The following is a 21,146-nucleotide window of genomic DNA, read 5'->3' on the forward strand; positions in this document are numbered from 1 at the left end:
TTACACTCCATTCGGCTGATTCCTGAAAAACTCCATCACCGAAGGACGCACGGATTGTTCTCCGCGGTGCCGGGCGGCATGAATGACCTGACGCAGATCGTCAAGGTTCGTCCGCCTGAGCAGACTTTTGACCGGGCCAATGGAGGCCGGACGCATCGACAGCGTGCGCAGGCCGATGGCGGCAAAACAGGCGGCCTCAATCGGCCGGCCAGCATCTTCGCCGCAAAAGCTGAGAGGTGTTTCGGTCCGTACGCAGCGCTCGACGATTTGCTCGATAAAACTCAGGAAAGAGACGTTCAACGTGTCGTAGCGACGGCGCACGCGCTCATTCTCGCGATCGGCCGCAAAGAAGAATTGCTTGAGGTCATTGCCGCCAATCGAAAGAAACTCCACGTCCTGAAAGAATTTCTCGGGCGCGAAGGCAAGAGAGGGCGTCTCCAGCATGGCACCCACGCAGAGCCGTTCTGGCAGCACATGGCCCAGTTTCTTTTCGCGGGCGAGCGCTTTATCCACCTCGGCGCGGGCGGAGCGGAATTCCTCGTATTGCGCGACGAACGGAAACATGACCGTCAGCGGGCGGCCATCGGCGGCTCTGATCAGCGCCTGAAGCTGCATGCGCATGACGCCCGGTTTGTCGAGACCCACGCGGATCGCACGCCAGCCCAAGGCCGGGTTCGGCTCGTCTTGGGGTTTCATATAGGGCAAGACCTTGTCGGACCCGATGTCGAGCGTGCGAAACACGACACGTTTGCCTTGGGCCGCATCGATGACGCGTTTGTAGAGCGCGGCCAGCTCGGTCCGCTGGGGCATCTGGTTGCGCACGAGGAACTGCAACTCGGTGCGAAAGAGCCCCACGCCCTCGGCGCCTGAGCTCTGAAGTGAGGGAAGGTCGGCCATCAGGCCGGCATTCATGTGCAAGCCGATGGTCTTGCCGCAAGGGGTCAGCGCGGGCTTGTCGATCAGGGAGGTGTAGCGCTCCTGCGCTTTGGCCTGCATGGCCATCTTGTCCCGGAAGGCGCTGACAACGGTATCATCAGGGCGCAGGTGCACGATGCCCTGATCCCCATCGACCATGATGTGGTCCCCGTTGAGAGCCTCTGTCGCCACGCGCCCCGCGCGGATAACCAGCGGAATGGCGAGTGCGCGCGCAACAATGGCGGCATGCGAGCCAACGGAGCCTTCCTCCAGCACGATGCCCTTGAGCGATCGGCCGTAGTCGAGCAATTCCGCAGGGCCGATGTTGCGCGCAATCAGGATCGGATTATCAGGCATGTCAGCGCCGGTTTGGGCGCCTTGTCCCGTGAGGATGCGCAAAAGGCGGTTGGACAGATCGTCCAGATCGCTCAAACGCTCGCGCAGATAGCTGTCGGAGGCCTGTGCCATGCGCGTGCGCGCGATGCTTTGTTCTTTCTCGACAGCGGCCTCGGCGGAGAGGCCCGCGCCGATATCTTCTTGCATGCGCCGCATCCAACCCTTGGAATTGGCGAACATACGATAGGCCTCAAGGACTTGAATTTGCTCGGAATCCCGAGCCCCTGCCAGCATTTGATCCACGCTGACGCGGAGTTGATCGACCGCCTCTTCCAGCCGCTCCACTTCCCGTGCCGGATCATCGGCAACCACATTGGTCACCACCACGCGGGGCTCGTGCAGCCAGACATGGCCCTCGGCGGCGCCTTCCTGCGCAGTGACGCCGCGGATCAGAAACGGCTGGGTATGGCGCGCTTTGAGGGCAGCGCCCTCGCCGGTAAAGGCGCCAAGCTCTGTCATCTCCGCCAAAACCATGGCCACGACTTCGAGCGCATAGACCTCGTCGGCGGAAAACTCACGCGCTTGCTTGGATTGGACCACCAGAACGCCAAGCGCTTCGCCCAGCCGCTGGATCGGGATGCCGCAGAAGCTGGAGAAAATCTCCTCGCCTGTCTCGGGCATGTAGCGGAAGCCGCGCTCCGAGGGAGCATCTGCCGTATTCACGATACGACCGGATTTGCCCACGCGCCCGACGAGACCCTCGCCCAGTTTCATACGGGTCTGGTGCACCGCGTCGGGATTGAGGCCTTCGGTTGCACAAAGCTCCAGCGTTTCCTCATCGCGAAAAAGATAGATGGAGCACACTTCCGTGCGCATGGATTCAGCGATCAACTGTGTGATGTGATCGAGCCGTTCCTGCCCGGCCGCTTCGCGCGCCATGGCATCACGCAGTCGTCCCAGAAGCTTTCGGCTTTCGCTTTCAGCGGTCTCTACCATGCTTGGCCTGTCTCCTCGTGCGGCCCCATTCAGGGGGGCTGCTTTCTCCTTTGGCGTGTATGGTTAGAGCATGTGGCGCTGCTGAGGAAAAGGACTGATCGACCGTGCCCCGGTCGCGCGGGCGGGCCGAGGCAAAAAAACGCCCCGCTGCGTTGTGGCACAGCGGGGCAGGGTGCGAGGAAGACGTCGCACCAGTATGACCGGGGAGTACGTCGGTCAGACTTTCGGCAAGTCCCAGAAAGGGCGCTTTGATTCTTCATCCGCCTCATGGCGGGTCAATCCAATGTCGCGCAACGCTGCATCATCCAGTTTTGCCAGAGACTGACGTTGGCGCAGCAGGCCTGCGTAGTTGGACAGGATGGCCCAGAGACCAGCGCGATGGCCTTGTGTTTGAGCAGCTTTGGCAACGGGGAAATCGTGGGATGCTGTTGTGAAGGCCATTGTGAAATTCCTTTGTGTGATCAGGTGTTCGTGTTGTCTGACCTCACATTGCCTCTTTGCGCGGATGCGTTCTGTGAAGCGCTTCACATAGTTTGATGTTTTTGGGAAAAAATTCCCCTTGGCGCGCAAGAACGTGTGTTTCTTGAGGTTTATGCCTCGGAAATGTCGCGAATTTCCCGTGCGTTTGCTGCAATCCAAGTTTTGAATTTGCTCGACTATGTGTGTGTGTGGACTGGCAAATGGGCCTACTTGAGAAGGAATTGGTGTACCCTGGGTCTCAGGCCTCGGCGCCCGATATCTTCGTCATGGCAAAGGCCTATCGGAACGCAGCTCAGGCGCTGCTCCGCTCAGGGCTTGCAAGCTCGGGCGCTGATGGAGCCCCTGTTCGCATGTGTTGTTTGCATTCTGTCGAGCTTTGCCTGAATGCCTATCTGAGACACAAGGGCGTCTCCGCAGGGCAGATCCGCGCGCGTTTGCACAATGTGTTTGATCCTGAGTTCGCGCATGATCTCAGGCTGCGCAAGAAAACGGCGCGACACTTGCTCTGTGTCTCGACATCGCGCGAATACCTGATGACGCGCTATGCGCCTGAGCGGCTTGCAGACATGTCTCAGATGAACCGGATGACGGCCACGGCTGAAGAGGTCTTGAAAAAGACCGGCAAACATCTGGGCATTGAAGCCTGATCTTAACTCGTTTGCGCGCGCATCGCTTGGTTGCCTGTCCTGCTCCGAGGCTCTGACATAGGGATGGCAGAACATCCGCTGCTTGGGACGTCTTGGTGGGCGTTAGACTTTTCGCGCCGCAGTGTAGACGCGCGGCGCTGTGCCGGGCTGGACGTAGGTGTCTTCGATCACGAAACCTGCCGCTTCAATAGCGGCCACAAGATCGGTTTGCGAGAAGCTGCGCACGAGGGGGGCTTTGCCGATCAGACGCATGGCCGGAATGATCCAGGGCAGAAACCACGCGCCATCTTTGAGAACAGCGGTCTTTGCAAAAAAGAGCCCGCCTGCGGGCAGCTTGCCGTGAATGCTGCGCAGAACGCTGTGTTTGTCGTCCACGAGATGCAGAAGGTTAAGCGCCAGGATCACGTCATGCGGGCCCTCGGGCAGACCTTCGGCAGGCGCCACCGAGAAGTGCAAGTGCGGCAGATTGGCGGCTGCGTGCTTGCGCTTGGCGATGTCAATCATATGTCCGGAGATGTCTGTGGCGTGGTAGTGCGCCACATCTCCGGCCAGCTCCAGAGCGGTCGTGCCGGTGCCGCATCCCAGCTCAAGAACCCTGTGGGATGGTTTTAGCCGCGCGCGCATGCGCTCGCGCGTCTCGACATAGGCAGCCATATCCTCAATGGGATCGCGTGCGTATTTCTCAGCGACTTTATCCCAGAAGGCGACGCTCGTCATTGAGCCTCAGCCCGCCGTTTTCTCTAGCTCAAAGGCATCATGCAGCGCCTGAACCGCCAGCTCCATGTACTTGCGATCGATCAGCACGGAGATCTTGATCTCGGACGTGGTGATGACATTGATGTTGATGCCTTCATCCGAGAGCACCTGGAACATCTTGGCCGCAACGCCTGCATGGCTGCGCATGCCGATCCCCACGACCGAGACTTTGGCCACGGCGGTGTCGGCCACGATATCGTGGAAGTTGATGTCGCCCGCGGATTTGGCGTCCAGCATGGCTTTCTCGGCACGGGCCACCTGATCGGTGGGGCAGGAGAAGGTCATGTCCGTGCGCCCTTCCTCCGAGATGTTTTGCACGATCATGTCGACATTCACGCCCGCTTCCGACAAAGGCCCGAAGATCGCGGCTGCGATCCCGGGGCGGTCGGCCACGGAAATGAGGGTCATCTTGGCTTCATCGCGGCTGTAGGCCACGCCGGAGACAACGTTGAGTTCCATGATTTCCTCCTCATCGCAGACGAGCGTTCCGGCTTCGTCGCTTTGTTCTTCAAATGAACTGACAACCCGCAGCTTCACATTGTAGCGCATCGCCAATTCGACAGAGCGGGTCTGCAGGACCTTGGCGCCCAGCGAGGCGAGCTCCAGCATCTCCTCGAATGCGATCTTGTCGAGCTTGCGGGCCTTTTCGCAGATGCGCGGGTCCGTGGTGTAGACGCCGTCGACATCGGTGTAGATATCGCAGCGCTCTGCCTCGAACGCGCCGGCAAAGGCCACTGCCGTGGTGTCGGAGCCGCCGCGGCCCAGCGTTGTGATGCGGCCTTCCTCGGAAATCCCCTGAAAGCCGGCCACAACGGCAACCCTCATGCCTTCGGCGAATTTGCCGTTGATGTTGTCCGTGGGGATCTCGGTGATCCGGGCGGAGGCGTGTTGCGAGGTGGTCTTGAGCGGTACTTGCCAGCCTTGCCAGGAGCGCGCGGGCACGTCCATTTCCTGCAAGGTCAGCGCCATAAGCCCCGCCGTCACATTCTCGCCGGACGACACAACCGCATCATATTCGCGCGCGTCATAGAGCGGCGATGTTTCGTTGACCCAGCCCACAAGCTCGTTTGTCTTGCCCGACATGGCGGAGACGATGACGATCACGTCATAGCCCTTGGCCACTTCGACGCCCACGCGTTTGGCCGCGCGGCGGATGCGGTCGAGATTGGCGACAGATGTGCCGCCGAACTTCATCACGAGAACAGGCATGGGCCCCTCACTGGATCACTTCGCGCGCGGTGTAGTGGGCGCGCGCATCAGACGCAAGGTGCGCCCTGTCGCAGGCGCCGCGCGCGCGTGCTCAGGCGTTGGCCAGTTTTTCTTCCCGCGCCGCGCTCAATCGCGCGAAGTCATCCCCCGCATGGTAAGACGAGCGCGTCAGTGGCGTGGCCGAGACCATCAGGAAGCCCTTGCCAAAGGCGGCTTTCTCGTAGGCCTTGAACTCATCAGGATGCACGAAGCGATCTACCGCATGGTGTTTGGGCGTCGGCTGAAGATATTGCCCGATGGTCAGGAAATCGATGTCTGCGGCGCGCATATCATCCATGACCTGCATCACCCCCTGACGGTCCTCGCCAAGGCCCACCATAATCCCGGATTTCGTGAAGATCGACGGATCGAGCTCCTTGACCCGTTGCAACAGGCGCAGCGAATGGAAATAGCGCGCGCCAGGGCGCACTTCGGGGTAGAGACCCGGTACGGTTTCGAGGTTGTGATTGAACACGTCAGGCTTGGCGTCCACGACAACTTCGAGCGCCTCGGGTCCGCATTTGATGAAATCCGGTGTCAGGATTTCGATGGTCGTCTTGGGCGAGCGATGCCGGATGGCGCGGATGGTTTGCGCAAAATGCTCGGCGCCGCCGTCTTCCAGATCGTCCCGATCAACTGACGTGATCACCACATGGTTCAGCCCCAGTTTCTGGACGGCATCGGCCACGCGTCCGGGCTCAAAAGCATCAAGCGTCTGCGGCTTGCCTGTGGCGATGTTGCAGAAGGTGCAACCGCGGGTGCAAATCTCGCCCATGATCATCATGGTGGCGTGGCCCTGGTTCCAGCATTCCCCGGCGTTGGGGCAGCCCGCCTCTTCACACACCGTGACAAGGCGGTTCTCGCGCATGATGCGGTGGGTGTCCTCATAGCCCTTGCCCGTGGGCGCTTTTACGCGAATCCAATGGGGCTTTTTCGGCTGGGGGTTATCCTTGCGATGCGCCTTCTCTGGATGGCGCTGTTCGGGCAATTTGAGGTCTCGCATCGGTTTTTCCCCGCGAAGTGTCTGGTGTCGTTGCGTCATAACATACGTGTCTGCGGTGGGAATTGCGAGTTCCGCAAAGCTGTCATGCTGTCGCGCATCCCCATGTTAACGAGTTTGCCCACCGCAGGCGCTTGTCTCAACCGCCGGGCCGAGAATAACCTTGCAATGTGGAGAAAGCGTCAACCAGAGTTGCGGGCGCGGGTCTCGACGTCTTCCAGAGCCGCGCGGATGGCTTTGGCGCGGGAGACCGACAACAGGCACAGCGCGATGATCAAGCCCAGCGAGACGCCGTAAGCTGTGAGCACATAAAAGGCATAGGCTCCAAGATCCGGCATCATGCCATCCTTTCGCGCGCAAGCAGGGCGCGCATGCGTCGCGCGCGAATTTCTGTCTGTGTGCGCACCAGAACCAGAACAATGAAGAGCGCCACGAACCCGGCGAGCGTCACCACAAGGGGTAGCCAGAAGACGTCCGAGATATTCTCTTCCTTGTCGAGGCTGAGTGACGCACCCTGATGCAGGCCCTGGTTCCAGAAAAGCACGGCATAGCGCGACAAGAGCGCAAAGACCGATCCGACGAGGCAAAGAACAGATGTCAAATCCGCGGCCGTGTCATCGTTTTCAATAGCGGACCACAGCGCGATGTAGCCCAGGTAAAACAGGAACAGCACGAGAAAGGACGTGAGCCGTGGGTCCCATTCCCACCATGTGCCCCACATCGGTTGGCCCCAGATCGCGCCTGTGAAGAGCCCGATCACGGTCATCACAGCGCCGATGGGCGCAGCAGCGCGTGCGGCCAGCGCCGAGACGTGGTGCCGTCGGATGATCCACACAAGCGATGTCACGAGCATCATCAGCCACGCATTGATTGCAATGAAGGCGGATGGCACGTGCACATAGATAATTTTGACGGTGGATCCCTGCCGGAAATCATCGGGCGTGAAGAAAAATCCCCAAATCAGACCAACAGAAATCAGCCCGATTGCAATCACCCACAGCGCAGGGATCACCTTGCTTGTGGTGTCGATGAATTTCTTAGGATTCGCGTATTCCCAAAGACTTGCCATGGCTCAGGTGTATTCCGCGCGGCTTACAAGCTCAATTGACAATATCGCGCAGGTCTCAATAGGCATGGTCTTCCCCGTCCCATGTGCGAAAACACCCGGTGGTCTCCATCGAAAGCGCCTGAAACTCGCGGGTTAGGCCCTTGGCTGAGGCATCGGCGGGGATGTTGGCCTCAGGCCCTCCCATATCTGTGGGGACCCAGCCGGGATGGTAGATACCAACGGCGATTCCGTCCGCTTTCAGGTCCGAGGCAAGGTTGCGCCCGATGTTGAGGGCGGCGGCTTTGGAGGCGCGGTAGATGTATGAGCCTCCCGGTGCGCGTGTATGGCTGGCCATCATGCTGGAGATGATGGCGATCTTTGCGCCCTTCGTGGCGCGCAGATGCGGCAGCAGCGATTGCACGGTCAGAAAAACACCTGTCACATTCACGGCAAAGGTATCGGCCCACATCTGCGCGGGAAATCCGGTCTCCAGCGGTGCGCCTTTGTCGAAATAGACGCCGGCATTGCAGACAAGCAGGTTCAGCGGCTTTCCATCCAGCGACGCGGCGAAGGCTGCCAGACTGTCGGTATCGGTGACATCAAGCGGCGCAAGTCCCGCCTGACCACCTCGCGCGGTCCCGGTCACGTCCCAGCCGTGAGAAGTGAACTCCGACACAAGTTGTGCGCCAATGCCGCGGTTGGCGCCTGTCACGACAGCATGCATGGGCCGTCTCCTCAGTTGGATTTGTTGGTGGGTCGGAAGGGCAGGGGTGCCACGGGCACACCCTCATCGATCAGCGCCTTGGCCTCATCAAGCTTGGCCTCGCCATAGATCGAGGTCTCGGGGGTCTCGCCCAAGTGCATCTCACGGGCCTTTTTCGCAAAATCGCCACCCACGTATGTGGCGTTGTCCTCGACATGTTTTTTCATGGCGGCCAGCATCTGCTCTGGCGGTGACGCAGGCGTGCTCAGCGTGTCCGTCGTGTTGGACTTGAGCGCGACGCGAGGCGCCATTATGTCTTTGACCACATCGCTCGATCCGCAAATGGCGCAGGACAAATGACCGGACTTCGCCAAAGCCTCATAGGCATCAGCGGACTGGAACCAGCTTTCAAACCGGTGGTCATCCTCACATTTCAACGCGTAGCGGATCATGTTTGCGGCCCTGATTTCATGATCAGAGAAATATACGTCCCAGATGCAAGTTCAAGAGACAGGGGTTGCGGCCTAGCCACGCAGCAGGCTTGGGTCAAAGGCCTTCAAAATGGCCTTCAACTCAGGTTCTGCAACCTGAAGCGATGCCTTTTTGGGGGAAAACCACTTCCGCTTGCGCTCTGCGCGCTCGGGGAATTCCTCCGCCAGTTTCTTGACACGCACAGGGTAGACCAGAACCGCGCAAGGCAGATCCGGCGCGTCCTCATTGGTCTTGAGATAGGAATAGAGCCCCAAGCACTGCTCGAAGGCCCGGCCTTTCACGCCTGCTTCTTCCCAGGCTTCGGTGGCGGCGGCTTGGGCCGGGGTCACGTCACTCATGGGCCACCCTTTGGGCAGGATCCAGCGTTTCGTGGTGCGCGACGTGATGAGCAGGATTTGAGGTTTGTCTTTGACAATACGATAGCACAGCGCACCGAATTGGGTACGCAGATCGCGTTTGTTGACACCGCGCATGTTCAACGGTGCTTGTCGGAAAGCTAAAACGGACATCTACCTGCTCAGTTTTGACATGACTATAGGTCAAGCAAATGGAAATTACCAGTAAACACAGTGTAAAGCCGTCTACGTTACCAAGGGGTTAAGCGGCAATCAGGCTCAGAATGCGCGCGACGATCGGCTCTGGCGAACCGCTTTGGGCGCAGATTTCGGCGCTTCGGTGGGCCAGAGAAGAGCGGCGCTCACCATCGCGAAGCTCTAGCAGAAGGTCTGCGATGTCTTTGGAGGTTGATGCCTGAAAGGCGCCACCGCTGGTGTCCAGACGGCGGTAAATCTCGCGGAAGTTGGACGTATAGGGCCCGTGCAGGAGGGCGCACCCATGCGCGGCAGGTTCGAAGGGCGTGTGGCCGCCCCGGTTGATCAGGGATCCGGCCACGAAACAGATCCGGGCCAATTCATAGAAAACAGGCATTTCGCCCATGGTATCGGCGAGATACACGCCGCCGGTTTCGCATGTTTCGTGACGTGTGCGCTGCGCAACGTCCAGCCCGCGTTCTTCTGCAAGTCCCCGAATTTTCTCCGCGCGCTCGACATGTCTTGGCGCAAGGATCAAGGTGAGCTCTGGCCAGCTTTCGCGCGCGATGCGGTGCGCCTTGAGGATCATCTGATCTTCGCCGGGGTGCGTTGAGGCCGCAAGCCAAGTGCTTTCACGATCAAAGGCGTTTCGCAAGGCCTCGTCAGGTCCGGCGCGACCCGAGGGGGTATAAAGCGCCTTGAGGTTGGTGACATCGCCCATCCGGTCACCGCTGAGGCCAAGGCTGCGGAAGCGGCGACGAGACCCTTTGTCCTGCGGTAAAAGCCATCTCACATCCGCCAATAGTGGTCGTGAAATCCAAGTAAACCGCCGCCAGCCACGCGCCGTGCGCCGCGACAGGCGCGCGCCCAGAACAATGACAGGGAGGTCCGCTTGCGCGACGGTGCGCAGCCTGTTGGGCCATAACTCGCTTTCCATGACGACGAGGCCCGCAATGCGCCACGCACGTATCAAGCGCTTGGCGGCCCACCTTGTATCAAACGGGGCCAAACGGGCTTGCGTTCTGGGCAGTTGCCATTTTTGCGCAAGGGCGCGGCCCGTGGTTGAATTGGTGGTGATCAGGATGTGCAACTCAGGATCACGGGCGAGCATGAGGCGCAAAATGCTCTCTGCCGATGCCAATTCGCCCATGGAGGCGGCATGCAGCCAAATGCTGCGCGCGCCGGTTTCAAGTCCACCCGGGGCGACCCCCATGCGCTGCCAAAAATCAGCGCGCGTCTCCCGTCCGCGCGCGACGCGCGTCAGACCCATGAGCGTCAATAACGGGATCAAGAGTGTCAGAAGGAGGCGATAGAAACCCATGCACCTCCCCTAACGCGGCTAGAGCGATTGCGCCACCTTGCGCAGCTCAAACTTCTGGATCTTGCCCGTGGAGGTCTTTGGAAGTTCCTGAAAGACAACAGCCTTGGGCGTTTTGAACCCTGCCAGTTTGGAGCGGGTGAAGGCAATCAGCTCATCGGCCTCCACGGCATGCCCATCCTTGAGCTCGACAAAGGCGCAAGGAACCTCGCCCCATTTCTCGTCGGGCTTGGCGACGACAGCGGCGAGCAACACGGCATCATGGCCCATGAGGCAACCCTCAACTTCCACCGACGAGATGTTTTCGCCGCCTGAAATGATGATGTCCTTGGCGCGGTCGGCGATCTGGATATAGCCATCGGGGTGCTGCACCGCGATATCGCCCGAATGAAAGTAGCCGCCTTCAAAGGCGTCTTCCGTGGCCTTGGGGTTCTTGAGATATCCTTTCATGACGGAATTGCCACGCATCATGATCTCACCCTGCGCCGCCCCATCCATGGGAACCTGCTCCATCTTGGCGTCCATCACGGTGATGTCTTCCATCATGGGGAAGGCCACACCCTGCCGGGCCTTGATGGCTGCGCGCGCGTCGCCTTCCAGCCCGTCCCAACGTGACTCGTCCCATAGGCATTCGGTGACGTGACCATAGGTTTCCGTGAGGCCATAGACCTGCGTGACGTTGAAGCCCAGGGCCTCGATCTTGGCCAGCGTCGCAGGCGCGGGCGGGGCACCGGCGGTAAAGACCTCGACCACGTGTTCAAAATCGCGCCGCTCTTCTTCGGGGGCATTCACGATCATGTTGAGAACGATCGGCGCGCCGCCAAAATGCGTTACGCCTTCATCAGCGATCGCGTCGTAGATGGCCTCTGCCGTGATATCGCGGCAGCACACCAATGTGCCGCCCAGAACGGGCATCATCCAGGTGTGGTTCCAGCCATTGCAGTGAAACAGCGGGACAATCGCCATGAAGACAGGATTCAGTACCATTCGCCACGACACAACCGTGCCCATGGTCATCAGATAGGCGCCCCGGTGGTGATAGACGACGCCTTTGGGGCGTCCCGTGGTGCCGGACGTGTAATTCAGCGCAAGGCTTTCCCACTCGTCCTCGGGCATATGCCACGCGAAATCGGGATCGCCGGTCTCCAGCAGGGCCTCATACTCCATGTAATGGCCATGGGCATGCACGCCGCCATGATCATCGGCCACTTCGATCAGCTTGGGCTTGGGCCCCTCCATCCGCTCCAGCGCTTCAGCCGCCAGCGGCAGGAACTGGGGATCCACGAGAACGACCTTCGCGCCTCCGTGGTCAAAGATATAGGCGACCGTATCAACATCGAGCCTCGTGTTGATCGTGTTGAGCACCGCACCGCAGGCGGGCACGCCGAAATGCGACTCGGCCTGCGCGGGCAGGTTGGGCAGCAGCGTCGCCACAACGTCGCCCGGCGCCACGCCCATTTTCGTCAGGGCAGAGGCCAGTCGTGAGCAACGCGCATAATACTCCGCATAGGTCTTGCGATGGGGGCCATAGACCACGGCGAGCTTGTCAGGGAACACGCGCGCGGCGCGCCGCAGATGCGACAAAGGCGTCAGCGGCACGTAATTCGCCGCGCATTTCTCCAATCCGGTTTCGTCTGCCATCCAACCCATCGTGCGCTCTCCCTGTTCACGACCCTGAGAGTCGTTATAAGGCGCGCGCCAATTGCCGCAATAGAGCTTCATGCCCGTATGAGTGCGAACCCTTCCGATACTCGACCCCGCGCCGCGGCGTTGTCCATGCTGACGGGCATGGCCATTATCGGCGCCGTGGACAACACCATCGCGCCTTTGGCGCGCGACATCGGCATCTGGCAGTTTTACTTTATTCGCTCGCTCATGAGTGTTCCGCTCATTCTGCTGGCGGCCTGGTGGGGGCTGGGAAGCGTGTGGCCGCGCAGGCTCTGGGCCGTTGCGTTGCGCGGCGGCGTCATTGCCACGGCCATGGTGTTTTACTTCGGTGCGCTGGCCGTCATCTCCTTACCGCAGGCGTTGGCGGGCCTCTTTACCTCGCCGATCTTTGTGCTTCTGATAACAGCCATGGTCCTTGGCCAAAAGGTTGGGCCGTGGCGGATCGGGGCCGTGGCATTTGGCTTTCTGGGCATTTTGCTGGTCATCGAGCCTTGGGGCGATGCGCCATCGGTTGCGATGCTGATGCCGGTTGTTGGCGGGTTTCTCTATGCGTTCGGCGTGATCGCCACGCGGACCATCTGCTTTGGCGAATCGGTTCTGTCGATGTTGCTTGCGCTCTTTGTGTGTCAGGGCGTGATCGGCCTCGCGGCCCTTGGAGTGCTGGGCGCCGCTGAGGGTGATTTTGTGACACGCGGCTGGGTCTGGCCCATGGCGCCGCTGAGCTGGGCGATCCTTGCGGTGCAAGCGGTGGGCGCTGTCATCGGCGTGGGGTTTCTCTTTCGCGCCTACAGCTTGGGTGACGCCTCCTACGTCACGGTTTTTGAATACTCCGTTTTCGTCTTCGGAGCCTTTTTTGCGTGGCTCTTTTTTGGCGAGCTCGTAAGCGCCACGGCTGCAATCGGTATCGCTCTGATCTGCGGCGCAGGTATTGTCATTGCCTTGCGCGCGCCTGCGGACTAAGTGCCGGAACGGCATAATTTCCGATACAGCTTGCCAGAGTTTGGCTCTAGGCTGCGCGCATGATTATCTCGCGCGGTCGCCGCTATATCTTCGTGCATATTCCTAAAACCGGCGGGACGGCCTTGTCACTGGCCCTTGAGGCGCGGGCCAAGGCCGATGACATCCTGATCGGCGATACGCCCAAGGCGCAGCGGCGCAAGGGGCGGCTCAAAGGGTTGGAGACCCGGGGCAGGCTTTGGAAACATGCCACTTTGGCTGACATCGAGGGATTGGTTGACCCGGGTGAGCTGGAACAACTCTTCTGCTTCACGCTCGTGCGCAATCCGTGGGACAGATTGGTCAGCTATTATCATTGGTTGCGGGCGCAAAGCTTTGCGCATCCGGCCGTCGCTCTGGCGCAATCGGCGGATTTCGATGGGTTTGTGCGAGATGAGGCCACTGCCCGCGCTCAACGCAACACGCCCGCACGCCACTATATGACGGATGCGTCAGGGCAGGAGAGGGCGCAGGCCTATGTGCGGCTGGAACATCTTCGCGATGATCTTGCGCCGGTCGAGGCGCATTTGGGCTTCAAGTTAGACGTCGCGCGCAGCAATGCCTCTGCGCGCGAAAGGGATTATCGCGTCTACTACACAGACACCCTTGCTGCCCTCGTTGCAGAGCTGTGCGCCGAGGACATTGCCCGCTTTGGCTACAGCTTTGACGGCGGCGTGCCTTGATCACAAGGTCTGATCGTAATCGCCAACTTCAGGCTCGGTGCGGATGATTGCATCGATATCTTCAAAGATTGCCCGTAGGTGCGCGTCGCTTTCAGGGCTTTCACACACCACAACAAGATTGGGCGTATTGGAACTCGCGCGGACCAACGCCCACCCGCCATTGGCCAGAATGGCGCGGGCGCCATTGACCGTGACCACCTTTTCGATTTTTGTGCCCCCCAGGCTTCCGCCGCCCTCGGCCAGGTTTTGGACCTTTTCAACCAGCCGCTCGAGCACGGCGTATTTGGTTGTGTCGGCGCAATAGGGCGACATGGTCGGGCTTGAATAGGTGACCGGCAGTGCCTTGCGCAGATCCGACATCGATTTGTCCGGGTTGCGATCCATCAACTTGCAGATCTCAACGGCCACGCGCATGCCGCAATCATAGCCGCGGCCGATTGGCTCCGCGAGAAAGTAATGGCCGGACTTTTCAAAGCCCGCCAAGGCCCCGATCTCTTTGACACGGCGCTTCATGTGGCTGTGGCCGGTTTTCCAGTAATCCGCCGTCACGCCGTTGGCTTTGAGTTCGGGATCAGAGGCAAACAGACCTGTCGATTTCACATCGGCAACAAAGGTGGCGCCGGGATGCAGCTTGGAGAGATCGCGGGCGAGAATGACGCCGACCTTGTCCGCAAAAATCTCTTCGCCTTCATCATCCACAACGCCGCAACGGTCACCATCTCCATCGAAGCCCAAGGCCAGATCTGCGCCGGAGGCTTTGACGGAGCCTGCCATGTCATGCAGCATCTCCATCGCTTCGGGATTGGGATTGTAGTTCGGGAACGTGTAGTCCAGTTCGCAATGGCTCTCGACAACCTCAACGCCCATCCGTCGAAAGAGCGCGGGCGCGAAGGCGGCGGCTGTGCCATTGCCTGTTGCACAGACAACCTTCAGCGGTCGCGTCATCTTGAAATCACCCACAAGGTCGTCGAGATAAGCCTCCTGGACGCCATCGACGAATTCATAAGCGCCGCCGCTGCGAGGTTCGAAATCGCCCTGCAGAACAATGTCGCGCAGCTCGGCCATCTCGTCCGGACCATGGGTCAGGGGGCGTTCAAACCCCATCTTCACGCCGGTCCAGCCATTGGGGTTATGGCTCGCCGTGACCATCGCCACAGCGGGGACATCGAGGTGAAACTGCGAGAAATAGGCCATGGGCGAGAGGGCGGGGCCAATATCCTTGACGGTCACGCCCGCCTGCATCAGCCCCAGCATGAGCGCGTTTTTGATCGACAGCGAGTAGTCACGATAATCATTGCCCACTGCGATCACGGGATCAATGCCGCGACGATGCATTTGTGTGCCCAGACCCAACCCCAGCGCGGTCATGCCGGGCAGATTGATCTCTTCGGGGAACTTCCAGCGCGCATCATATTCGCGAAACCCGGTGGGCTTGATCATCGGACGTTTGAGAAAATCCCAGGTGTTCGGCGCTACGTCATGAAGGGGTTTGTGCATGTCTTGGTCTTTCTGAAGGGAATGGCTGCGGCTGGTAAACGGCAGGGGTCGTCGTTACGCCGTGACTTGTTCGCGCAGGATCGAGGCCGTCAAGGAGAGCATCAAGTAGATGCCTGAAAAGATCAGCAGCGACAGCATCGTGTTTTCGAACTTGCGCGGGTAAGACGGATCTTGCGGCGCGACCGGTTCCACGGAGGTGGTCAGGTAACGCACCTGCGAATTGGCATCGCGCCGGGTCTGGTTCAGCTGCTCCAAAGCAGCTGTGAGCATCAGATCTCGTGTCGCCACATCGGCCTGAGCCAGTTGCACGCGAGAGGCCAGCTCAGCGAGGGATCGCCCATCTGAATTGACCTGGGTCATCTCATTCCGCAGGCGGCTGAGCGTGTCCTCCAACCGCCGGATATCACCCTGTGTGCCATCAACTTTCGCGCGATTTGGGCGCGAGTTATCAAGAAGGGCGGCCAGCTCGATTTCCTTTTCGCGCAGCTGTGTCTCGAACGTATTGATCTGCGTGCGCAGCGAGGTGATCTCGCCTTCGGGATCAATGAGGTCATTCTCAAGCTGCAAGCGGACCAGCCGTTCCTGCGCTTCGCGCCGCGCCTGTTCGGCTTCAACAAGATTGCGCTCGGCATCGCGCACCTGATTTTCACGCTTGCGTTGTGACAGGCTGTCCACACGCTCCTCGGCATAGGTGATCAGGCGCTCCGAGAATTGCGCAGAGACGGCTGGATCAGCTGCGCGCACTTCCATTCGAATCACGCCTTCTGTCGGGTCAAAGCCAATTTTGACGTTTTTCTGATACAGTTTGTGGGCGACTTCATTGGATGCATGTGGCGACAGGCGCTGAATGGGATCTATCCAATCCTGTGCGAAATGGGAGGCAAAACCGGAATCCTCGTCCAGCCGGATCATCGCGTCTTTCGATGTCAGGTAATCCTGAACGGAAATCGCATCGGTTGCGGTGGCAAATTGCGTCCCGGACAAAAGTGATGTCGCGCTGGAGGGGCCGCTCTCCGCTTTGAGGATCAGAAAGGCCGATTTCGTGGCGTACATCGGGGTGGCCACAAAGTAGAAATAGAAGCCGCAAATGAACGTCGGGAGCAGAACGAAAAACAGCAGGCGAGTGACCAGCATCAAGGATTTCTGGCGTCGACGGCGCGCGATATCTCTTTGAATTTCAGCAACTTCCCGGACACGGCGCTGCATTGGGCTCGCGGTGTCGGTGGAAGGAACATTGGCCTCACCCGCAGGAACTGTCTGGGGCAGTTTAGACGGCGCCTCAGCTTCTTTTTGACCCTCGGGCACAACCAATTCGAGCATGTTCACGCGTTGGAACGGGTTGATCCCACGTTCACGCAGCTGGCGCACCGCATCAAAATCTGACGTGACGGCAAGGCCGTGCTTTTGAGCCTGACGCCTTGCCATGCGCAACTGGCGTCCCGTCAGGCCTTCGCGCCGGATGGCGTCGATGTCAGTTTCGCCTGCAACCTGCTGGGCGGAGGCAACGTCGCCTTCACGCAGGGGGGGCGTCGGCGCTTGTGGTTCAGATGGCTTTTCGCCGATCGGGGTATTTGCGCCAAAGTTTTGCGGATCAACAGGCACATCCGGCGCGGCCGCCGGCGGCGGCGCGGTGTTGGCCGCGGGCCCCGTTCCTGCGGAGCGCTTTATGCGAAACTTTTTAGCTTTGGGTTTCGTAGTCATAGAGCTGCTTCGCTTCTTCGAGTGTCTCAAACATGTGCAATTGCCCGTGTACCATGACCGCGGCCTTGCGGGCAAAACGCTCGAGAATTTGCGGTTGGTGTGAGACGATTATGATTGTTGTTGTCCGCAGACGTTCTGCGAGGATATTGGCGGCTTTCCGGTTGAACTCCGCATCGGTTGAATTCGGCATGCCTTCATCGATCAGGTAGATATCGAAATCCAGCGCCAGCATCAGCGAAAACGTGAACCGCGCGCGCATGCCTGAGGAATAGGTGCCCATGGGCTGGTCAAAATATTCCTCGAGACCGCAGAGCCAGCGGCAGAACGCTTCAACGTAGTCGGGATCAAGCCCGTAGAGCTGGGCAATGTATCGTGCGTTCTCGCGGGCGGAATGCTTGCTGACAACCCCGCCCATGAACCCAAGCGGGAAGGAGACCTTGCAGTCTCGGCGGATCTCGCCTTCGTCCGGTTTTTCAAGCCCTGCCATCATCTTGATCAAGGTGGTCTTGCCCGTGCCATTGGGCGCGAGGATGCCCAAGCTTTGACCGAGTTCGACGCGAAAAGACGCGCGCTCAAGGATCACCTTGCGCTGCGTCCCGGTCCAGAAGGACTTGCTCACATTCTCGAACTCTAGCACCTAAACTGCTCCAACGGGCTACCATCTCCTTACCGGAGTTTTCTTAATGGGGTGTTAGGCATTAAATTTGTTCACATTATGACGTCTAGTCTTCGGCAAATCCAACAAATGTGTCCAAATCAGAACAAATGACCTTGCGGCGCATGCTCAAAGCGCAGGCATCTTGCTCATTTGGCCATGATGTCCAGCAGGGGCTGGCCCGGCACTACCGCGACCGAGGCGCGCGGCCCGGGCGCATTACGACCCACCAGCACGGCGACGATTTCCCAACCCGTATGTGTTCGCCGCAATAGCGGCGCGCCCGAATTGCCGGCGACAACTTCGCAATCAGTTGTGATGAGTGGCAGTTGTATCGGCGCCGTCAGACAAGCGAATTGGGCCGTTGGCACATCACGATCCTCGTTTGAGTAAGCCACGACATTGAGAGGTGTGGCAGGGCGCAGAGGCGCGCTGGGCAAGGCCAGCGGAATGGGGGAAATGTCTGTGATGGGATCGGTCAGTTTCAGCAGCGCTGTATCAAAGGGGATTTGATCGGGGGTCATGCCGGCTTGTGGCGCGCGCCGTGGGTCGAGGAAAATGGCTTGCGCGCGCTTGGCGGCCGCGAAATCGTCGCCATGCCGCCCGGCCACGAAGAGGATGGTGATCGGGCGCGGCATGTCCTGGACGCAATGGGCCGCGGTCAGAACCCATTGCGGCGCGATCAACGTGCCGGTGCACAAGGTTGGCGTGTTGAGCCGTCCTCGGTTGATCCGTCCTACGGCCTGAAAGTCTGCGGCCTCGTTGAGTGACAGCGCGTTGCGTTTTGGGGATTGTGCTGCGCCGGGCAGCGCGCCCCACAAGAGGAGCGATAGGGTGGTCACGATGAGAATGCAGCGTCTGGTCATGCCGCATGGGTAACACATTGCGCCTCTGTCATGGTCCTAAAATCTATGTGTAATGTGAGACGCACGAGACGACGATATCCGCGAGTACTCGACTTCGCGGGGCATCGGGCCAGCTATCTCGGGCGCAGATGTGTTCATGAGAAAAAGGGAAGGCAGGGACGATGGAAGAGGCCACCCGCCCTGACGTTTTTGCGGAGATTTCGCGCTGCGAGCTTTGCGCGGATCGCTTTGCTGCGACGCATACAGCCCATGAGCCCCGCCCTGTTTTTCAATATGCCCCGGGTGCAAGGATCCTGCTGGTGGGGCAAGCGCCCGGGGCGAGAGTGCATGCGTCGGGCAGACCTTTCACGGATCCCTCTGGCGACAGGTTGCGCGCGTGGCTGGGGGTTAGCGAGGATGTTTTCTATGACCCCGAGCGCTTTGCCATCTTGCCCATGGCGTTTTGTTTCCCGGGTTATGATGCAAAAGGATCAGATCTGCCGCCTCCGCCGCTTTGTGCGCGAACGTGGCGGGGCAGGATCATGGCGGAGATCGGGGCATTTGATCTGACGTTGCTGGTGGGCGGCTATGCGCAGCGGTATCATCTGCCGGAAAAGGTCGGCGTCACGCAATCGGTCAAGGCGTGGCGCACCCATGCGCCTTCGCTCTTTCCCTTGCCCCACCCGTCCTGGCGCAATACGGCATGGTTGAAGAAAAACCCATGGTTTGACGCGGAGCTGTTGCCAGCCTTGCGCGCGCGGGTAGAGGAGGCTTTGGAATGACGGAGACAATGCTTGATCAGGCACATGCCGCCTTTGCGGCCGCGCCTGAGAACGAGGCTGCACAGGTGAGCTTTTATGGGCGGCTGGCGGCGGCGGAGCTTTTTGTCATGCTGTCGCAAGAGCCTGAGGGAGATCAGATTGTCCCTGAGATCTTTGATCTGGGTGATGCGCGCTTTGTGCTGGTCTTTGATACCGAAGAGCGTCTGGCACGTTTTGCTGACCGGATTGTGCCCTATGTCGCGCTGTCGGGCCGGGCGCTTGCCGAGATGTTGGCCAACCAAAACGTCGGGCTGGCCCTGAACCCCGATGTGGCCCCCTCAAGCATGATGGTGCCCGCCGAGATCGTGGACTGGCTCGCCGGCGCTCTGGAAGCGCGGCCAACGCAGGCAGAGGGACGCCCGGAAGATGTCTTTCCCCCCAAGGGGTTGCCGGAGGGGCTTCTGAAAGCGCTCGACAGCCGGTTGGCCGCCGCGTCGGGGTTGGCGCGTATGGCCTATCTGGTCGGGGTGCAATACGACAGCGGGGCACGCGGACATCTGCTGGGATTTGTCGGCGTTGTGCCCGGCGCTGAGGGCGCGCTGGCTCTTGCAGTGCAGGATGCCTTGACCTTTTCGGGGCTTGATGCGGCGGCGTTGGACGTTGCGTTTTTCGATGAAAGCCACAGCATGTCAGCAGTGCTCGCACGCCATGGTTTGCGATTTGACTTGCCGCAAGCAGAGCAGCCCGCACCGCGCGCCGCGCCAGGTTCGGACCCCGATCGTCCGCCTCTCTTGAAGTAAGGTATTTTGATTGTGCCCGCTGGCGCGGGCGCAGGATTTTTTGGCAGGGGCTTTGCCCCTCGCGCCCTTCGGCCGCTCACCCCAAGGTATTTGGTGACAAAAGAAGGGAAGGGCGCTTTCTCAGGCTTGATCAATAGCCCAGGCGTCGGTCGACCAGATGCTCAAAGGGCGCGCCTTTCTCGCCGTTTGAGATATTTCGGGCGATGACTTGGGCGGCGAGGACGGGCCGTGTTTCTGAGGCCACATGGGGGGTGACCGTGACCTTGGGATGCGCCCAGTAGGGGTGATCTTTGGGCAGGGGTTCGGTGCGAAAGACGTCGAGGGTTGCGTGGCCAATCTGGCCGCTATCGAGGGCTGCGATCAGCGACGTGTCGTCGATCAGGGGGCCGCGCCCGGGATTGATGAGCGCGGCGCCGGGAGCAAGCCAGCTGAGTGTTTCGGCGTTCATGATGTCCTGTGTCGCGGGTGTATCGGGCAGGAGCAGGATCACGATCTGCGCTTGGTCAAGGGAAGGGCGCAACCCCTCGGCTCCATGGTGGCAGATGATGTCCGGTGCGGCTTTTGGGCTGCGTGACCAGCCGTGGGTTTCAAAGCCGACGCTTGTCAGAGCATTGGCACAGGCGAGCCCCAGAGCGCCGAGGCCCAATATCGTGACCTTTCGCTCGGACGCCAGAGGCGGCACGCGGGGGCGCCACGCATGGCTGGGATTGATGATATGGGCGTCCATGCCGAGGTGATGCCGGAGCGTATGGCCGGTGACCCATTCGACCATGCCTTCGGTCAAGCCGCCGCCGACCATGCGCGCGAGCGGGAGGGTCAGGGTTGGGTTATCCACGACAGCCTCCACGCCCGCCCAGAGATTGAGGACGGCTTTGGCGCGAGTGTAGGGGGTAAAATCCTGCAGGAGTGAATTGGGGGCGTAGACGATGTAATCCACCTCGTGGGGCGGGAAATCCAGTCGGAGGTCGACGTCAAGCCCGTCCTCGGTGAAGGCGGCGCGCAGGGGCGTTTCGTATTGATCCCACCGTTCACTCCGGGCGGCAAACAAGACATTGATCATGGCGCGCTGGT

The 21,146-nt window shown here is 60.0% G+C and carries 22 protein-coding genes; 5 read left to right on the forward strand and 17 right to left on the reverse strand.

Annotation, left to right across the window (positions count from 1 at the left end):
• The gene (gene ptsP, locus ACP15S_RS18135; RefSeq protein WP_425041084.1) at positions 1–2,247 is read right to left on the reverse strand and encodes a phosphoenolpyruvate--protein phosphotransferase; all 2,247 of its coding nucleotides are present in this window, start codon (positions 2,245–2,247) and stop codon (positions 1–3) included.
• Positions 2,248–2,463: 216 nt separating this feature from the next.
• A complete protein-coding gene (locus ACP15S_RS18140; RefSeq protein ID WP_425041085.1) occupies positions 2,464–2,688 on the reverse strand; it encodes a DUF1127 domain-containing protein in 225 nt (74 codons plus the stop codon).
• A 389-nt stretch (positions 2,689–3,077) separates the two neighbouring features.
• Between ACP15S_RS18140 and ACP15S_RS18145 the strand changes: the two genes are divergently transcribed.
• A complete protein-coding gene (locus ACP15S_RS18145; protein ID WP_425041086.1) occupies positions 3,078–3,374 on the forward strand; it encodes a hypothetical protein in 297 nt (98 codons plus the stop codon).
• A gap of 102 nt (positions 3,375–3,476) precedes the next feature.
• Here ACP15S_RS18145 and ACP15S_RS18150 read toward each other — a convergent pair whose 3' ends face one another.
• The 10 genes from ACP15S_RS18150 to ACP15S_RS18195 all read right to left on the reverse strand — a co-directional run bounded on the left by ACP15S_RS18150 (position 3,477) and on the right by ACP15S_RS18195 (position 12,119).
• Complete coding sequence (locus tag ACP15S_RS18150) at positions 3,477–4,091, reverse strand: class I SAM-dependent methyltransferase (protein ID WP_425041087.1); 615 nt, start codon at positions 4,089–4,091, stop codon at positions 3,477–3,479.
• A gap of 6 nt (positions 4,092–4,097) precedes the next feature.
• Positions 4,098–5,339 (reverse strand): aspartate kinase, encoded by a 1,242-nt coding sequence (locus ACP15S_RS18155; protein ID WP_425041088.1) that lies wholly within the window; start codon positions 5,337–5,339, stop codon positions 4,098–4,100.
• Positions 5,340–5,430: 91 nt separating this feature from the next.
• Positions 5,431–6,381 (reverse strand): lipoyl synthase, encoded by a 951-nt coding sequence (gene lipA / locus ACP15S_RS18160; RefSeq protein ID WP_425041089.1) that lies wholly within the window; start codon positions 6,379–6,381, stop codon positions 5,431–5,433.
• 179 nt (positions 6,382–6,560) lie between these two features.
• On the reverse strand, positions 6,561–6,716 hold the full coding sequence (ccmD, locus tag ACP15S_RS18165) for a heme exporter protein CcmD (protein WP_425041090.1): 156 nt from the start codon (positions 6,714–6,716) through the stop codon (positions 6,561–6,563).
• Positions 6,716–7,447 carry a heme ABC transporter permease gene (locus tag ACP15S_RS18170; protein WP_425041091.1) on the reverse strand — a complete coding sequence of 244 codons (732 nt, stop codon included), beginning with the start codon at positions 7,445–7,447 and terminating at the stop codon, positions 6,716–6,718. The genes ccmD and ACP15S_RS18170 overlap by 1 nt, the downstream gene beginning before the upstream one ends.
• A 55-nt stretch (positions 7,448–7,502) precedes the next feature.
• Positions 7,503–8,150: an SDR family NAD(P)-dependent oxidoreductase gene (locus ACP15S_RS18175; RefSeq protein WP_425041092.1), complete on the reverse strand. Its 648-nt coding sequence runs from the start codon at positions 8,148–8,150 to the stop codon at positions 7,503–7,505.
• A gap of 11 nt (positions 8,151–8,161) precedes the next feature.
• Complete coding sequence (locus ACP15S_RS18180) at positions 8,162–8,581, reverse strand: DUF1178 family protein (RefSeq protein WP_425041093.1); 420 nt, start codon at positions 8,579–8,581, stop codon at positions 8,162–8,164.
• Positions 8,582–8,653: 72 nt separating this feature from the next.
• Positions 8,654–9,130 carry an NUDIX hydrolase gene (locus tag ACP15S_RS18185; protein WP_425041094.1) on the reverse strand — a complete coding sequence of 159 codons (477 nt, stop codon included), beginning with the start codon at positions 9,128–9,130 and terminating at the stop codon, positions 8,654–8,656.
• 88 nt (positions 9,131–9,218) lie between these two features.
• The gene (locus ACP15S_RS18190) at positions 9,219–10,472 is read right to left on the reverse strand and encodes a 3-deoxy-D-manno-octulosonic acid transferase (protein WP_425041095.1); all 1,254 of its coding nucleotides are present in this window, start codon (positions 10,470–10,472) and stop codon (positions 9,219–9,221) included.
• A gap of 18 nt (positions 10,473–10,490) precedes the next feature.
• Positions 10,491–12,119, reverse strand: a complete 1,629-nt coding sequence (locus ACP15S_RS18195) for an AMP-binding protein (protein ID WP_425041096.1) — start codon at positions 12,117–12,119, stop codon at positions 10,491–10,493.
• A 78-nt stretch (positions 12,120–12,197) separates the two neighbouring features.
• On the opposite strand from ACP15S_RS18195, the gene ACP15S_RS18200 reads away from it, so the two are divergent.
• Together ACP15S_RS18200 and ACP15S_RS18205 are read left to right on the forward strand one after the other, a co-directional pair.
• The gene (locus tag ACP15S_RS18200; RefSeq protein WP_425041097.1) at positions 12,198–13,097 is read left to right on the forward strand and encodes a DMT family transporter; all 900 of its coding nucleotides are present in this window, start codon (positions 12,198–12,200) and stop codon (positions 13,095–13,097) included.
• 59 nt (positions 13,098–13,156) lie between these two features.
• Positions 13,157–13,816, forward strand: coding sequence for a sulfotransferase family 2 domain-containing protein (locus ACP15S_RS18205; RefSeq protein ID WP_425041098.1), 660 nt, complete (start codon positions 13,157–13,159; stop codon positions 13,814–13,816).
• Here the strand turns inward: ACP15S_RS18205 and ACP15S_RS18210 are convergent, their stop codons facing one another.
• The 4 genes from ACP15S_RS18210 to ACP15S_RS18225 all read right to left on the reverse strand — a co-directional run bounded on the left by ACP15S_RS18210 (position 13,817) and on the right by ACP15S_RS18225 (position 18,535).
• Positions 13,817–15,313 (reverse strand): phosphomannomutase/phosphoglucomutase, encoded by a 1,497-nt coding sequence (locus tag ACP15S_RS18210; protein ID WP_425041099.1) that lies wholly within the window; start codon positions 15,311–15,313, stop codon positions 13,817–13,819.
• 54 nt (positions 15,314–15,367) lie between these two features.
• On the reverse strand, positions 15,368–17,014 hold the full coding sequence (locus ACP15S_RS18215; RefSeq protein ID WP_425041100.1) for a capsule biosynthesis protein: 1,647 nt from the start codon (positions 17,012–17,014) through the stop codon (positions 15,368–15,370).
• Positions 16,992–17,651: an ABC transporter ATP-binding protein gene (locus tag ACP15S_RS18220; protein ID WP_425041101.1), complete on the reverse strand. Its 660-nt coding sequence runs from the start codon at positions 17,649–17,651 to the stop codon at positions 16,992–16,994. The genes ACP15S_RS18215 and ACP15S_RS18220 overlap by 23 nt, the downstream gene beginning before the upstream one ends.
• Positions 17,652–17,818: 167 nt before the next feature.
• Entirely contained in the window at positions 17,819–18,535 is a 717-nt protein-coding gene (locus ACP15S_RS18225) for a trypsin-like serine peptidase (RefSeq protein ID WP_425041102.1), read from the reverse strand.
• A gap of 161 nt (positions 18,536–18,696) precedes the next feature.
• On the opposite strand from ACP15S_RS18225, the gene ACP15S_RS18230 reads away from it, so the two are divergent.
• Positions 18,697–19,296 (forward strand): uracil-DNA glycosylase family protein, encoded by a 600-nt coding sequence (locus ACP15S_RS18230; protein WP_425041103.1) that lies wholly within the window; start codon positions 18,697–18,699, stop codon positions 19,294–19,296.
• Positions 19,293–20,075 carry an SseB family protein gene (locus tag ACP15S_RS18235; RefSeq protein ID WP_425041104.1) on the forward strand — a complete coding sequence of 261 codons (783 nt, stop codon included), beginning with the start codon at positions 19,293–19,295 and terminating at the stop codon, positions 20,073–20,075. Before ACP15S_RS18230 ends, ACP15S_RS18235 begins: the two co-directional genes overlap by 4 nt.
• A gap of 130 nt (positions 20,076–20,205) precedes the next feature.
• On the opposite strand, the gene ACP15S_RS18240 is transcribed toward ACP15S_RS18235, so the two are convergent.
• Entirely contained in the window at positions 20,206–21,135 is a 930-nt protein-coding gene (locus ACP15S_RS18240; RefSeq protein WP_425041105.1) for a 2-hydroxyacid dehydrogenase, read from the reverse strand.
• Positions 21,136–21,146: the final 11 nt, after the last annotated feature.

This window comes from Primorskyibacter sp. S187A (genome assembly GCF_049800955.1).
GTDB lineage: Bacteria > Pseudomonadota > Alphaproteobacteria > Rhodobacterales > Rhodobacteraceae > JAKVBH01.

Excerpts from the sequence above, each read along its gene's own strand:
- ACP15S_RS18225 (WP_425041102.1), bottom strand. The coding sequence starts at position 18,535 with ATGACCAGACGCTGCATTCTCATCGTGACCACCCTATCGCTCCTCTTG.
- ACP15S_RS18230 (WP_425041103.1), top strand. The coding sequence starts at position 18,697 with ATGGAAGAGGCCACCCGCCCTGACGTTTTTGCGGAGATTTCGCGCTGC.
- ACP15S_RS18140 (WP_425041085.1), bottom strand. The coding sequence starts at position 2,688 with ATGGCCTTCACAACAGCATCCCACGATTTCCCCGTTGCCAAAGCTGCT.
- ptsP (WP_425041084.1), bottom strand. The coding sequence starts at position 2,247 with ATGGTAGAGACCGCTGAAAGCGAAAGCCGAAAGCTTCTGGGACGACTG.
- ACP15S_RS18235 (WP_425041104.1), top strand. The coding sequence starts at position 19,293 with ATGACGGAGACAATGCTTGATCAGGCACATGCCGCCTTTGCGGCCGCG.
- ACP15S_RS18215 (WP_425041100.1), bottom strand. The coding sequence starts at position 17,014 with ATGACTACGAAACCCAAAGCTAAAAAGTTTCGCATAAAGCGCTCCGCA.
- lipA (WP_425041089.1), bottom strand. The coding sequence starts at position 6,381 with ATGCGAGACCTCAAATTGCCCGAACAGCGCCATCCAGAGAAGGCGCAT.
- ACP15S_RS18240 (WP_425041105.1), bottom strand. The coding sequence starts at position 21,135 with ATGATCAATGTCTTGTTTGCCGCCCGGAGTGAACGGTGGGATCAATAC.
- ACP15S_RS18170 (WP_425041091.1), bottom strand. The coding sequence starts at position 7,447 with ATGGCAAGTCTTTGGGAATACGCGAATCCTAAGAAATTCATCGACACC.
- ACP15S_RS18180 (WP_425041093.1), bottom strand. The coding sequence starts at position 8,581 with ATGATCCGCTACGCGTTGAAATGTGAGGATGACCACCGGTTTGAAAGC.
- ACP15S_RS18200 (WP_425041097.1), top strand. The coding sequence starts at position 12,198 with ATGAGTGCGAACCCTTCCGATACTCGACCCCGCGCCGCGGCGTTGTCC.
- ACP15S_RS18155 (WP_425041088.1), bottom strand. The coding sequence starts at position 5,339 with ATGCCTGTTCTCGTGATGAAGTTCGGCGGCACATCTGTCGCCAATCTC.
- ccmD (WP_425041090.1), bottom strand. The coding sequence starts at position 6,716 with ATGCCGGATCTTGGAGCCTATGCCTTTTATGTGCTCACAGCTTACGGC.
- ACP15S_RS18185 (WP_425041094.1), bottom strand. The coding sequence starts at position 9,130 with ATGTCCGTTTTAGCTTTCCGACAAGCACCGTTGAACATGCGCGGTGTC.
- ACP15S_RS18175 (WP_425041092.1), bottom strand. The coding sequence starts at position 8,150 with ATGCATGCTGTCGTGACAGGCGCCAACCGCGGCATTGGCGCACAACTT.
- ACP15S_RS18190 (WP_425041095.1), bottom strand. The coding sequence starts at position 10,472 with ATGGGTTTCTATCGCCTCCTTCTGACACTCTTGATCCCGTTATTGACG.
- ACP15S_RS18195 (WP_425041096.1), bottom strand. The coding sequence starts at position 12,119 with ATGGGTTGGATGGCAGACGAAACCGGATTGGAGAAATGCGCGGCGAAT.
- ACP15S_RS18205 (WP_425041098.1), top strand. The coding sequence starts at position 13,157 with ATGATTATCTCGCGCGGTCGCCGCTATATCTTCGTGCATATTCCTAAA.
- ACP15S_RS18145 (WP_425041086.1), top strand. The coding sequence starts at position 3,078 with ATGTGTTGTTTGCATTCTGTCGAGCTTTGCCTGAATGCCTATCTGAGA.
- ACP15S_RS18210 (WP_425041099.1), bottom strand. The coding sequence starts at position 15,313 with ATGCACAAACCCCTTCATGACGTAGCGCCGAACACCTGGGATTTTCTC.
- ACP15S_RS18150 (WP_425041087.1), bottom strand. The coding sequence starts at position 4,091 with ATGACGAGCGTCGCCTTCTGGGATAAAGTCGCTGAGAAATACGCACGC.